This is a genomic window from Shewanella sp. SM55 (assembly GCF_025654025.1).
Classification (GTDB): Bacteria; Pseudomonadota; Gammaproteobacteria; order Enterobacterales; family Shewanellaceae; genus Shewanella; species Shewanella oncorhynchi.
Genome location: NZ_JAKKRS010000008.1, coordinates 177,362 through 192,207 on the forward strand (window position 1 = coordinate 177,362; position 14,846 = coordinate 192,207).

General features: G+C 47.3%; 7 protein-coding genes. 6 read left to right on the forward strand and 1 reads right to left on the reverse strand.

The genetic code is table 11. From position 1 onward, the window contains the following. Window positions 1-47: 47 nt before the first annotated feature. The gene (gene fdhF, locus L5L91_RS12320) at window positions 48-4,313 is read right to left on the reverse strand and encodes a formate dehydrogenase subunit alpha (protein WP_263236707.1); all 4,266 of its coding nucleotides are present in this window, start codon (window positions 4,311-4,313) and stop codon (window positions 48-50) included. 549 nt (window positions 4,314-4,862) lie between these two features. On the opposite strand from fdhF, the gene prfB reads away from it, so the two are divergent. The 6 genes from prfB (at window position 4,863) to L5L91_RS12350 (ending at window position 14,798) form a co-directional block, all read left to right on the forward strand. Beyond that, window positions 4,863-5,961 (forward strand): peptide chain release factor 2 gene (gene prfB / locus L5L91_RS12325; protein ID WP_168824900.1). Its coding sequence is split into 2 segments (ribosomal slippage): window positions 4,863-4,937 and window positions 4,939-5,961, totalling 1,098 coding nucleotides; the frame shifts between segments, so codons are not numbered across the junction. Between the two features lie 28 nt (window positions 5,962-5,989). Beyond that, window positions 5,990-7,492: a lysine--tRNA ligase gene (gene lysS / locus L5L91_RS12330; RefSeq protein ID WP_263208173.1), complete on the forward strand. Its 1,503-nt coding sequence runs from the start codon at window positions 5,990-5,992 to the stop codon at window positions 7,490-7,492. Window positions 7,493-8,184: 692 nt separating this feature from the next. Next, window positions 8,185-9,657: a carbon starvation protein A gene (locus tag L5L91_RS12335; RefSeq protein WP_105250058.1), complete on the forward strand. Its 1,473-nt coding sequence runs from the start codon at window positions 8,185-8,187 to the stop codon at window positions 9,655-9,657. Between the two features lie 311 nt (window positions 9,658-9,968). Continuing rightward, window positions 9,969-12,134, forward strand: coding sequence for a catalase/peroxidase HPI (katG, locus tag L5L91_RS12340; protein ID WP_263236709.1), 2,166 nt, complete (start codon window positions 9,969-9,971; stop codon window positions 12,132-12,134). Between the two features lie 170 nt (window positions 12,135-12,304). Next, window positions 12,305-12,739, forward strand: a complete 435-nt coding sequence (locus L5L91_RS12345; protein ID WP_263236711.1) for a PaaI family thioesterase — start codon at window positions 12,305-12,307, stop codon at window positions 12,737-12,739. A gap of 370 nt (window positions 12,740-13,109) precedes the next feature. Beyond that, complete coding sequence (locus L5L91_RS12350; protein ID WP_131524680.1) at window positions 13,110-14,798, forward strand: glucan biosynthesis protein; 1,689 nt, start codon at window positions 13,110-13,112, stop codon at window positions 14,796-14,798. Window positions 14,799-14,846: the final 48 nt, after the last annotated feature.

Genomic DNA, 14,846 nt, shown 5'->3' on the forward strand with positions numbered 1-14,846 from the left:
AGCACTTAATCCATTTACTTTAGTCAATCCAGCCTAGTCAGTTCATTCTAATTAATTTTCTCGGCAACCCGCTCAACCCTTACCGAGCAGACCTTATATTCAGGGATAAAAGCGATAGGATCGAGCGCATTGATGGTAAGTTTATTCGCCGCAGCTTCCACAAAGTGGAAGGGCAGGAATAGCACGCCAGCTTGGGCTCTTTTCGTCACAAAAGCGTCGATTTCAATTTCACCGCGACGGGTAGTAAGTTTTATTTTATCGCCATTGCCTATGCCGAGTTGCTCGGCGTCATAGACTGAAATCATTACCTTAGGCGAGCCGAGTAAGTCGAGTCCGGCCGTTTTACGGGTTAAGGTGCCTGTGTGGAACTGTTCCAGTAAACGTCCGGTCGAGAGGGTGAGCGGGTACTCACTGCAGGGCATTTCTGCGGGTAAGCGATAACTCACTGGCGTGAACTTACCTAAACCGCGGGTGAATTGGCCTTGGTGCATAATGGGAGTACCTGGATGAGCTTCATCTGGGCAAGGCCATTGAATACCTTGGGGAATTTTACCGTCAACTCCAGTGCTTAATCGCTGCCAAGTAATGCCGCGATATTGTGGTGTCAGCTCATTGATTTCCTGCCAAATCGCTTCTTCATTAGGGTAATCCCAAGCGGCACCCATCGCATTGGCAATGGCTTGGACAATTTGCCAATCGGGCAGGGCTTCACCTGGCGGTAGCAGGGCCTGTTCGAGTCGCTGCACTCGTCGTTCAGTATTAGTGAAATGACCGCGTTTTTCGACAAAGGCTGCGGCGGGCAGAACCACGTTGGCAAGCTCGGCGGTTTCGGTGAGGAAGATGTCCTGCACCACTAAAAAGTCGATTGCATTAAGCGCCCTAAGCACATGGGCTTGATCTGGGTCGCTTAATACGGGGTTTTCGCCCATCACATACAACGCCTTGATTTTCCCTTTGGAAATATCATGCATCATATGGGTGGCGGTTACGCCAATTTCTCCCGATAACGGCGTTTGCCAATGTGCCTCGAAACGCATTCTGGCGTGAATGTCGGTGACTTTTTGATAACCACTGAAGAAGTTAGGCAGTGCGCCCATGTCACAGGCACCTTGCACATTACTTTGTCCCCGCAGTGGATTAATCCCCGCTCCTTCAACCCCAATATTGCCGCACAGAAGTTGTAGATTAGATATGGCGGTGACATTGTCGTGTCCCGTCGTGTGCTGGGTAATGCCCATAGCATAGTAGATTGCGGTTTTATCGGCCGTGCCTATGGTACGGGCGATGCGGGCGATATCTTCGGCTTTAACACCTGTTATCAAGGCTGCGTTTTCTAGGCTGTAATCTGTTTTTGCCAGTTCAGCATAGAGAGCATCCACGCCTTCGGTGCGCGCTGCAATATAGCTTTTATCCTGCCAGTCATTACGGATAATTTCCGCCATAATGGCATTGAGTAGCATGACGTCTGTGCCGGGTCTGTGGGCGACATAAAGCTGTGCACTGTCGGCAATGGCGACACGTTTAGGGTCGGCCACCATTAGTCTCGCGCCATGCAAAGCCACGGCTTGCTTAATTTTTGAGGCGATGATCGGGTGAGCACTGCTGGTGTCTGAGCCTATGATAAAAATCACATCCGATGCTTGAATGCTCGGAATGTCATTGGTCATGGCGCCACTGCCGATACTTTGCTGCAGGCCTGTGACTGTGGATGAATGACACAGACGGGCACAATGGTCGATGTTATTGGTGCCGAGTATGCTTCTGACAAATTTTTGCAGGAGGAAGTTTTCTTCATTGGTGGCTTTTGCCGAGGCCAAGCTTGCCAGTGCATTGCTGCCATGTTGCTGTTTTATTTGCAGTAAATGTTCGGCCACATAGGCGATGGCTTCAGGCCAACTACTTGGCGTGAGCTGGCCATTTTTACGAATGAGTGGCGTGGTGAGGCGTTTTTCACTGTGAATAAAATCGAAACCAAACCGGCCTTTCACACATAACATGCCTTGGTTTACCACAGACTCTTTATTGCCCTCGATATGACGGATCTGATTCGTGCTGGTATCGATTTTAAGGTCAAGCCGACACCCTACGCCGCAATAGGTACAAATCGTTGAGGCGGTTTTGAGTGGCGTTTCATCGCCTTGGCGTTTGTCCCGCGCATCGACGAGTGCGCCTGTTGGGCAAACCTGCACACAGTTGCCGCATTGCACACATTTGCTGTCGGCCATGCTAGCGCTAAAGCCGACTCTCGGTGCACGGCGCGTGGCGGTTTCGCTTATGTCTTGCGGCAGCGCTTGATAGGAATCATGGGCAAATTGAATCGCACAATGGCCACTCTGCAACTGGCACACATCGACGCACTTACCGCAGCTAATACAACGATTTGCATCAAATTGAATGAACGGACTCGATTTATCGACCGAAAACTTACGCGCGCTTTGAGTGCTGAGTGACTTAGGTTCGACATGGTAGTCGGTCGCATAGTCCCTTAATTTACAATCCGTATTGGCTTGGCAGGCGCATTCGAGGCAGCGAGCAGCTTCTTGCATGGCGGCATCGGGAGCAAAGCCTAGCTCGACTTCGCCGTAATTTAGCAAACGTTGCACCGCGTTCAATTCGGGCATGGTTAAACGGGCTTTACGTGCGACAGAGGGGTAGAGTTCGGTAGTTGGCAAGCCTTGTTTTATTGTGTTACCGACTGCTTTTGATGAATTAAATTCAGTGGCATGCAGCTCACAGCTTAGGCCTTGTTTGAGCAATTTATCTATGGCAATTGCGGCTTTATGGCCATCGCCTATCGCGGCGACTGCGGTAGCAGGGCCGCGGCGTGCATCCCCCACCACAAAGAGTTTTTCAACCCCGGACGACATAGTGTGCTCGCAGCCAATAAAGGTATTCCAGCGGCTGAGAGCGAGTTCACCATTGCTTAAGTGGCTCGCGGGATCTTGCATAAAACTCATGTCGGGAGTTTGTGATACTGCGGCTATCACAGTGTCGAAATCTTGAGTAAAGGTTTCACCAGTATCAACGGGAGCGCGTCTGCCAGAGGCATCGGCTTCGCCGAGTGCCATCTTAGCGAAGGTGACTGAATGGACTCTACCTTGCACATCGCTATGGTTTTCAAGCGGATTGGTTAAAAAATGAAACTTCACCCCTTCGACTTCGGCCTCATGTACCTCGTAAGCTTCGGCGGGCATTTCGGCGCGGGTGCGACGGTAAATTAGGGTGACATCGCAGCCTTCACGCACTGCTGTGCGGGCGCAATCAATAGCGGTATTGCCACCACCAATGACAGCGACTTTTTTGCCCAGTACGAGTGTCTTGTCGAGACAATGATCTTTTAAGTAATCGACACCTAAGTAGCAACCCGCGAGTGTGCTGCCGGGATAATCCATAGGCACAGCTTTTTGGGCGCCAATGGCGAGACAGACGGCATCAAAATCTTCAACTAATTGATTTAAATGTATCTCGTGACCGAGACGTGTTTCTGTGTGTATGGTTAAGCCATTGCGGCACAGGAGTGCGATCTCCTTGTCTAGTATCGCCTTAGGTAAACGATACTCAGGAATACCATAACGTAGCCAACCACCCGCCTGTGGCATAGATTCGAATACCTCTACGCTATGACCTTGGTTTGATAAGTAATATCCGGCACTTAACCCAGCTGGACCCGCACCGATAATGGCAACTTTTTTGCCCGTGTCGGTTTGGCGTGGCGGCACATAACTCATGCCCCCATTTTCGCCATCTGCTAAGTCGAGATCGGCGGCGTGGCGTTTTAATTGGCGTATGGCAATGGGCTCATCGACGAGTCCGCGGCGACATTGTGCTTCACAAAAAGCAGGGCAAACACGGCCAATGGAGAGTGGCAGCGGCAAAGTTTGTTTAATGACTTTAACGGCTTCAGTATGGTTGCCTTGGGCTATGTGATACAGGTAACTCTGCACATCGACGCCCGCTGGGCATGCTTGTTGGCAGGGGGCTTCGCAATCAGCAAAATGATCGCTCAAGATCTCAGTCAGCGCTTGTTTGCGTTTTTGACTTAAGAATTCAGACTGAGTTATGACTCGCATGCCGACTGTGGCGGACGTTTCACAGGCGCGTACGCAGCGCAAACTGGCGTCGGAATTCTCAATCTGGACGACACACAAATTGCAGGCTTGCTTGTCTGCATGCTCGTGAACGCCTAATTGCTGCGAGGCTACGCTGGGATCACATAAGCTGGGTATTGCTATGCCAGCAGCTTGCGCCACTTGCAGTAGGTTATCGGTCGGATTAACCGACAACACTTGGTCATCAATTCGAAGTTCTATCATCCCATGGCCTTTTTATATGTAGGGTGCTTAGCTGCTATAGCGCGGGGCTGCAGGCTTAGGTTGTTTCGAGTATACCTAGACAGCTTTAGAAGACGCTTATGGGCGAGTGAAGTTTGCTGCAAAATTGCAGCTTGAATCACAAACCCGCCCAGACTGTGCGCTGGTGAATGTTTGTTCTAATTTAGTCGTGATGGGGTTGGCGTTATCAGGCCTTTTTAGTTGTGTTTCCTTTGATATTATGGGGGTTTTTTAGGCAGGAGAGCGCTTGTGTGTCAGCCATTGGCCTCGCGCATAGCATCATCTTGGCTAAATTCTTGGCTAAATTTAAGTAAGATCACAGTCTTAACTCATTGCTTTTTGTTAGTCTCGGCGTTAGTGCTGTGGTCTTTTAGCTTGGAAAATAATCCTTGTTATCCCATTTAATGAACAGTGCACCCCTAGGTTTACCAGTCTGGTTAGGTTAAAATGCGCGGTTGCAAATACTGTTAATCACTGCCCCTTTTAGTGGAAGATCAATTAAAGCGGCCAAATAAAGAAAGTTGAAAACTCATGTTTGAAGTTAATCCAGTAAAATTCAAAATTAAGGAGCTTGCCGAGCGCACGGAGCTTCTTAGGGGGTATCTTTGACTACGATGCCAAAAATGAGCGTCTAGAAGAAGTTACCCGTGAGCTTGAAAGTTCAGAAGTGTGGAACGACCCAGAGCGCGCCCAAGCCTTAGGCAAAGAGCGCGCTAGCCTAGAAGCTGTGGTCAAAACCATAGACGATATGGACTCAGGTCTTGAAGATGTTGAAGGCTTACTCGAGCTGGCTATTGAAGAGGAAGACGAAGATACCTTCAATGAAACCAGTAAAGAGCTGGATTATCTCGAAAGCCGCCTTGCCGATCTTGAATTCCGTCGTATGTTCTCCGGCCCGCAAGATGCGTCAAACTGTTATTTAGACATTCAGTCTGGTAGTGGTGGTACCGAAGCCCAAGATTGGGCCAACATGGTGCTGCGTATGTACCTACGTTGGGGCGAAGCCCATGGCTTTAGCCCTGAGTTGATGGAAGTGACCGATGGTGACGTGGCCGGTATTAAAGGCGCGACCATTAAGTTTACTGGCGAATATGCGTTCGGTTGGTTACGCACTGAGACTGGCGTGCACCGTTTAGTACGTAAGTCGCCATTCGATTCATCGGGTCGTCGTCATACGTCATTCTGCTCTGTGTTCGTTTATCCAGAAATCGATGACGATATCACGATTGATATCAACCCATCGGATCTGCGTATTGACACTTATCGCGCATCGGGCGCGGGTGGTCAGCACGTTAACAAAACGGAATCGGCGATTCGTATTACCCACTTACCGACGAATACCGTCGTGCAGTGCCAGAACGACCGTTCACAGCATAAAAATAAAGATGCTGCGATGAAGCAGCTGAAAGCAAAACTGTTTGAGTTAGAAATGCTCAAGCAAAATGCCGACAAACAGGCCGCAGAAGACGCTAAGTCTGATATCGGCTGGGGCAGTCAAATTCGCTCTTATGTATTAGACGATGCCCGCATTAAAGACTTACGCACAGGCGTTGAAACCCGCAATACTCAAGCGGTACTCGATGGCGATCTGGATAAGTTTATCGAAGCCAGTTTGAAATCTGGGCTGTAATTAATTCAAGGTATAGACGAGAAATAAGATGACTGAACAAGTAATTGATGAGAACAAACTGATCGCCGAGCGCCGTGCCAAGCTAGAAAGCATCCGCCCAAACTGTAGTGCTAATGCGCATCCAAATACCTTCCGTCGCACCCATAAAGCGGCTGAACTGCAAGCACTGTATGGTCAAAACACTAAAGAAGAACTCGAAGCCTTAGGTTTTAAGACCAGCATTGCTGGCCGCATCATGGCAAAACGTGGTCCTTTCTTAGTGATCCAAGACGTGTCTGGCCGTATTCAAGCTTACGCTGAAAAAAGCGTACAAGCTGATTTGAAAGAGCGTTTTCAAGGTCTGGATATCGGTGACATCATAGGTGTAACTGGTCAGCTGCATTTGTCTGGTAAAGGCGACTTATACGTCAACATGGAACAGTACGAGTTACTGACCAAGGCGCTGCGTCCATTGCCTGCGGACTATTATGGTCTAGCCGATCAAGAAATGCGCTACCGTCAACGTTACGTGGATCTCATCGTTAACGAAGATTCGCGCAATGCCTTTATCATGCGTTCTAAAGTAGTTTCTGCAATCCGTAACTTCATGATCAAAAAAGAGTTCATGGAAGTTGAAACCCCTATGATGCATGTGATCCCAGGTGGTGCTTCGGCCCGTCCTTTTATCACTCATCACAACGCCTTAGACATGCCAATGTACCTGCGTATCGCACCAGAACTATATCTGAAGCGTTTAGTGGTCGGCGGTTTTGAGCGTGTGTTCGAAATCAACCGTAACTTCCGTAACGAAGGTCTGTCACCACGTCATAACCCAGAATTCACTATGATGGAATTCTATATGGCTTATGCAGACTACAAAGATCTGATGGACCTCACCGAAGAAATGCTCAGCTCGATTGCTATCGAACTGCTTGGCAGTGCGCAAATGCCCTACGGCGAGCACACAGTTGATTTCGGCGGCCCATACGCACGTTTAAGCATGTTAGAAGCGATTCAGAAGTACAATCCTGATAACGCGACTATCCAAGCTATGACCTATGAGCAAGTGAAAGATGTTGAATTCATGCGCGATTTGGCGAAAAGCTTAGGCATGAAGATTGAGAAGTTCTGGACTTGTGGTCAGCTACTTGAAGAAATCTTCGGTGAAACAGCTGAGTGGCAATTGATGCAACCAACGTTCATCACTGGCTACCCAGCGGACATTTCACCATTGGCACGTCGTAATGATGACAACCATTTCATCACTGACCGTTTCGAATTCTTCATCGGTGGCCGAGAAGTGGCTAACGGCTTTAGCGAGCTGAACGATGCTGAAGATCAAGACAACCGCTTTAAAGCACAGGTTGACGCCAAAGATGCAGGTGACGATGAAGCTATGTTCTACGATGCAGACTATATCACTGCACTGGAACACGGTTTGCCACCCACGGCAGGTCAAGGTATTGGTATCGACCGTTTAGTGATGTTGTTCACTAACACTCATACTATCCGTGACGTGATCCTGTTCCCTGCCATGCGCCCACAGGCGTAATGCAGTCGAACAAGGTATTTCGTTGTACATTTTGTTGTATTAGTTTAGCCACTCGACTTTTAGTAAGTCTCAATAGGTTAAGTTTACAGTGATTGATTTAGGTATGACCTGAGCATCGCTACGATGAAATACCCCCTAAAAAACCAGCCATTTGGCTGGTTTTTTGTTTTCTAAAATAGCTAAAAATAATGAGTGTTAAAGTCGAACCATTAGTAACCTAAAAATGGGCTAGATGAGCATCATCAAGTGGCACGTTAGCTTTAGGTTGTGGCTATCGATCGTAGTGTAGATTGCGGGTTTAGCCTGTGAGTGTAGATAGTGTCTTTAACTTGGGGTTGTATATTGGGATGTCACGAAACACTCGTCTATGCTGCTAGCATCTCGCCGCCAGTCACATGCGATATTGTCTGTGTTCATTTCATTTTCGATAGCGATGGTTTGCAGGAATACCTAGGGCAAAGAGTTCAAGAAGAGGCAATTGGGATACATCAAAATAGTTGGTTGTATTACTGAGTGCATAAATACTTCATAGGGATTATTTTTAAACGCGTTTGTTCATCTATACCCACTCGTACGGCTGTTTCAGATAATCAACCCGACATTAGTCTAATAGTGTGTTGCTTGACCTCAGTCGCTAACTCAATGAAACTCTCCATTAAATCACCTCCTACTAAAGTATGGATAATTAAATAATGTTAATTTTCTTTATTTGTATCGCACTCTTAGTGCTTGCATACAAGTTCTATAGTCCCTTTGTTGAGCGGCAAGCGGGTATAGATCCTAAAGCGATAACACCACAGGCGAGATTCGAAGATGGCGTCGATTACGTTCCGGTTCATCCGGCTAAAGCGTTTCTGATCCAGTTCCTCAATGTCGCGGGTGTGGGGCCGATATTTGGCCCGATCCTCGGTGCACTTTACGGCCCAATAGCCTTAGTGTGGATTGTACTGGGGAATATTATTGGCGGCGCAGTACATGATTATTTTTCTGGCGTGCTCAGCATAAAAGAAGACGGTAAGAGTCTGCCAGAGATTGCGGGCCACTACTTTAATATTTACTTTAAAGGCGTGATGTTGCTGTTTACCGCTATGCTGCTGTTTTTTGTGGGTGTGGTCTTCATCATGAGCCCCGCAGGTTTGCTGAGTAATCTCGATTATTTTAAAGACACCATCTTTGGCAATAATACCTTCTGGGTGTTAGTGATTTTAGTCTATTACTTTTTAGCGACTATGCTGCCGATTGATAAAATCATCACTAAATTATATCCCGCATTTGGTTTGTTGATGATAGTCATGACAGTTTCTATCGCTGTTGCTCTAATGATCAATGCGCCGCAGTTACCTGAAATGGGGGATGTGTTTGCCTATTTCGACCACAGTCATTACAACAACGAGTTACTTGAGCCAAATCCAGACGGCTTACCAGTATGGCCACTGTTATTTGTGACTATTACCTGTGGTGCGATTAGCGGTTTCCATTCAACTCAAGCGCCCATCATGGCCCGTTGCTTGACGAATGAGAAGTATGTTCGCCCTGTGTATTATGGCGCTATGGTTGCTGAAGGTATCGTTGCTTGTGTATGGGCAACGGCGGGTATTGCAGCTTTCCCCGGCGGTTATGTAGAGCTTAAGAGTTTGCTCGACCAAGGTGGCCCAGGTTTAGTAGTTAATCAAGTGGCAACTACGTATTTAGGTGTTGCGGGCGGTATTATGGCGATTGTGGCCGTGGCTATCTTCCCTATCACCTCTGGCGATACCGCATTTCGTTCGCTGCGTTTGACGATTATCGATGCCTTCCATATTCCGCAAAGTATGCGTAATCGTTTATTGGTTGCTGTGCCTATTCTGACCATTGCGTACTTTATGACGAAGATCGATTTCTCTTTGATTTGGCGTTACTTTGCTTTCTCAAATATGCTGCTATCAACCAGTGTATTGTGGTTAGCGACTAAGTATTTGTTCGATCGTGGGACCTTCCATTGGATTGTTAGCTTACCAGCAATTGGCGGCACCAGCGTTACTGTGTCTTATATTATGACTGCGGGTATTGGCCTAGGTTTACCGCAACCTTTGAGCCAGCCAGTGGGTATCGCTGTCGGGGTTATCTGTTTAGTTGCCCTGATCATTGCGCACAATAGACGCAAACCTGTGGCAGAAGTTAAATAGTCAGTTATCCCATAGTTTTACCTAATAAAAAACAAGGGCTGCATTTTGCAGCCCTTGTTTTTTATGATTAGTATCATTCTACTATCCTTTAATGGCTTATTTTAGAAAGGGTAATTTTTGCTGAATATTTTTTAATGAGCGGATTCATCGCGTTTCATCTAGAGGTAAGGTAAGGTCGTTAGACTGGTTTTTATTTCTCTATTGAAACGATTAGTCTGTGGTAGAGAGCGTTAAGCAGTACAAACTTGCGGCAAAAGTCATTTAGATTTTATTTACTTGAATATTTTTTGCGAACAGAAGGAGAGCACGTTATGTCTGAGAACAAATGTCCTATGCACCATTCTGCTGGTGGCACCTCGAATCGAGATTGGTGGCCTAAACAGCTCCGGCTCGATATTCTGCACCAACACTCTTCCTTATCTAATCCTTTGGGTGATGACTTCAATTATGCTGAAGCCTTTAAATCCCTCAATTTAGCTGCTGTAAAGCAAGATCTCCTCGCATTAATGACGGATTCACAGGACTGGTGGCCTGCAGATTTTGGCCACTATGGGCCGCTATTTATTCGTATGGCATGGCACAGTGCCGGCACCTATCGTACCGGTGATGGACGTGGCGGAGCGGGGAGCGGTAATCAACGTTTTGCACCGTTAAACAGCTGGCCAGATAACGTAAACCTCGATAAAGCACGCCGGCTCCTTTGGCCGATTAAACAAAAATATGGCAATAAAATCTCTTGGGCCGATTTGATGATCCTCACGGGTAATGTCGCGCTGGAATCTATGGGATTCAAAACCTTAGGTTTCGCTGGTGGGCGAGTCGATATTTGGGAACCCGAAGCTGATATTTACTGGGGTGCGGAAAATAAATGGTTAGACGATAAGCGTTACTCGGGAGAGCGAGATCTTGAAGATCCCCTCGCCGCAGTCCAAATGGGGTTGATTTATGTTAATCCTGAGGGACCCAATGGCGACCCAGATCCTTTCGCTGCCGCTGTAGATATCCGCGAAACCTTTGCCCGCATGGCGATGAATGATGAAGAAACCGTAGCTTTGATTGCCGGTGGTCATACTTTTGGTAAAACCCATGGTGCAGGTGACGCAGCATTAGTCGGACCTGAGCCAGAAGCCGCAGGTATTGAACAGCAAGGGCTAGGTTGGCAGAGTCGCTATAAAAGCGGTAAAGGTGGCGATACTATTTCCAGTGGCCTCGAAGTGACTTGGACTTCAACACCAACCCAATGGAGTAACAATTTTTTTGAAAATCTATTCGGATATGAATGGGAACTGACTAAGAGCCCTGCGGGTGCCCATCAGTGGATACCTAAAAATGGCGCGGGTAAAGGGGTGATCCCCGATGCGCATGATGCCTCAAAACGTCATGTGCCAACCATGTTGACTACCGACCTTGCACTGATCTTCGATCCTGATTACGAGAAAATATCACGTCGATTCTTTGAAAATCCCGATGAGTTTGCCGATGTATTTGCAAAAGCTTGGTACAAGCTGACACACAGAGATATGGGGCCATGCACACGCTATTTGGGTCCTGAAGTGCCTGCAGAAACGTTTCTTTGGCAAGACCCCATTCCTGCGGTTGATCATCCCCTGGTTAATGAGCAGGATGTTACTGATCTCAAACTGAAGATTATTGGTTCTGGATTAACGATTTCAGAAGTCGTTGCCACTGCTTGGGCCTCGGCGTCTACCTATCGCGGTTCTGATATGCGCGGTGGTGCGAACGGTGCTCGAATTCGACTCGCACCGCAAAAAGATTGGCCAGTGAATCAGCCTGAGCAGCTCGCTAAGGTGCTCAAAGTGCTTGAGAGTATTCAGTCTGAGTTCAATCAAGGAGGTAAGAAAATCTCCCTTGCTGACTTGATTGTGCTAGCAGGTTGTGTCGGTATTGATCAAGCGGCTAGAAATGCGGGGGTTGAAGTGACGATTCCATTTACGCCGGGTCGTATGGATGCCACGCAAGCACAAACTGATGTGGAATCTTTTGCGGTACTTGAACCTGTCGCAGATGGCTTTAGAAATTATCATCCCACTCCGTTTTCTATTTCGGCGGAGGAGTTATTGGTCGATAGGGCGCAATTACTGACTTTAACTGCACCGGAAATGACAGTGCTTATTGGCGGTCTGCGGGTGCTAGATACGAACTCTGATCAGTCAAAAACGGGTGTCTTGACTGCGCGTCCTGAGTTTTTGACCAATGACTTTTTTGTTAACTTGCTCGATATGGGGACGACGTGGAAACCCACTTCCAAAGCGGAGGATATGTTTGTGGGTGTTGATCGCGTCAGTGGCCAGCAAAAGTGGACTGCAAGTCGTGTTGATTTGATCTTTGGCTCTAATTCGCAGCTGCGTGCACTCGCAGAAGTGTACGCGAGCAGTGATGCACAGCTACGATTTGTCGATGATTTTATCGGCGCTTGGACTAAGGTGATGAACTTAGATAGATTCGATCTTCGCTGAGCTTATATTTATTAGTCTTTTTAGTAGTAGATTGGCCCAATTTAGGCGCAGCTGGGGTTAATGCAGACTGAGCGTTTAAGTGGATTTTCAGTTAAATGATCGCCTAATCCAAAGTGGTTAAGCGGTCATTTTTATTCATGTGCTTTGACGCTCATCAATTTAGGTGGAATATGAATATTCAGCAAATGTCGGGTTTAGCTATTTTACAGGCAATGGCAAGGGGGGAATTACCCGCACCTTCTATCTCTCTCACTATGCCAATGTCGCTGGTTCAAGCCGACGAAGGAACGGTGACATTCCATGCGACTGCCGATGATAAGCACCTCAACCCATTGGGCGGTGTTCATGGTGGTTTTGCCGCGACTGTATTGGATTCGGCTACAGGTTGCGCCGTGCATACATTGCTTGAAGCGGGTGTCGGTTACGGCACTATCGATTTGAATATTAAAATGATTCGACCTGTGCCTAAACATCAAGTGTTAGTGGCTGAGGGCAAGGTGATCAATTTATCTAAGTCTTTAGGTATTTCGGAAGGTACGCTAAAAACGCAGGATGGAAAACTGCTCGCCACTGCTACGGCGACTTGTATGATTTTAAGGCCATAAACCGATGTTGCGGGCTGGCGATATTATCTCTTCGAGTTAACATGCTGAGCAGATAATTAACCTATGCCGAAGGTGCACTTTATCTTCAGATATTAAGTCGACGGCTTTCTTGCTGGCAGTGAAGTTTTTATGGGCGTGAATTCAGTAAATAACGGAATTTTTTAATCATATTTTCATAAATAGGCCTCAAGATTGAAAATAGCTAGCATGCCATATTCCATTCGACAGAAAGTATGCTAGATTCTGGCGAATTGTTGCTGATCGCTGTATTGTTACCTCTGTCATCAACAGTTCTCCACAGGGCCATCGCTGCAATTGAGTCAGATTTGCAGGGAAGTGTCAGGAAGTTACACCAATTCAGAGTCTGCTTATGCAACCCAATTTATTTCCCGAACAAAGAAACGTTTATCAAGAATCGAGGGTGACACTACCCTCGATTGAAGCCCAATCTTCCTCTCGTCGCGGCCGTTTGCAGCGTATGGTTGGCGGCGTATTGTTAACCTGTAGCGTATTGTTGAGTCTTTCAGCATGTGCGGCAGGTAAGCAGGCGTCACCACAAGAAGGTGAAGAGTTTAGTTACGCTTGGCTAAAGGGTTATGCCCGTACTATGGCGGCACAACCCTATGAGAGTCATAAAGGCGAATTACCTAAAAGCCTTCAGGGCATGAGTTGGGATGATTACCAACAATTCCACTTCAAGAAGAAAGCCGCACTATGGCGTGATCAAGATTCGGAGTTTCGTGCCGAACTGTTCCATCTTGGGCTGTTTTTCGATACCCCTATTCATATTTATGAGCTAAATGAGGGTAAGGCTAAGTTAATCGAGTATTCACCTTCAATGTTCGATTACGGCAAGTCAAAGGTCAAAGGTAGTCAGTTGCCTAAGGATCTTGGTTTTGCGGGTTTCCGTATGCAATTTAATACCGATTGGCAGCGTGACATTGTTGCCTTCCTTGGCGCTAGTTATTTCCGCGCAGTGGGTCAAGAAATGCAGTACGGTTTGTCGGCTCGCGGCTTAGCGGTTGATACTGCACTGCCAAAACCCGAAGAGTTTCCAATGTTCACCAATTTCTGGTTAGAAAAACCTAAACCAGGATCGAATATCACCACTGTGTATGCCTTGCTAGACTCTCCGAGTGTCACAGGGGCTTATCGTTTTGATATCGAACCGGGTGAACGTTTAAAAATGAAGGTGGATGTGGCAGTTTATCCACGTAAAGCGATTGAACGTTTAGGCGTTGCGCCACTGACCAGTATGTTTATGGTGGGTGAGAACGATCGCCGTACCGGTTATGACTGGCGTCCAGAAATCCATGATACCGATGGTTTAGCCATGCACACGGGGAATGGTGAATGGATTTGGCGTCCGCTAGGTAACCCTGAAAACCTGCGATTCAACGCCTATAGCGATGAAAATCCAAAAGGTTTTGGCTTACTGCAACGTGATCGTAACTTTGATCATTATCAGGACGACGGCGTGTTTTATGATAAACGCCCAAGCCTATGGATTGAGCCAACCAGCAGTTGGGGCAAAGGTTCAGTGCAGTTGGTTGAAATTCCAACACTGGATGAAACCTTTGATAACATAGTTGCTTTCTGGAATCCTGCTGAGCCGATTGTACCTGGTCAAGAGCTGCTGTACAGCTACAACATGTACTGGGGTGGCATTCCACCGGTTCAATCACCCCGTGCTCGGGTTGTCGATACCTTCACCGGGATTGGCGGCGTAGTTGGCCAGAAACGCAAATACTACAGTAAGCGTTTTGTGGTGGATTTCGCGGGCGGAACTTTACCTATGATAGGTAAAGACACCCAAGTTAAAGCCGTGATCACAGCATCTGAAGGCAAAGTGGAAATTGAATCAGCCCGTCCTCTAGCCTCGATTAATGGTTACCGCGCTATGTTTGACGTAGTGCCACCGGGAGACGGGACTGAGCCGATTAACCTGAGAGTCTATTTGGAGGTCGATGGTCAGCCATTGTCTGAGACTTGGATGTATCAGTGGAATCCGCCTGCTAAGGATGATCGTGAATTGCACAATGCAGGTCATCTGCAATAAGCGATTCGTGATTCGTGATTCATTAATCTAAAACGCCAGCTAACTTAG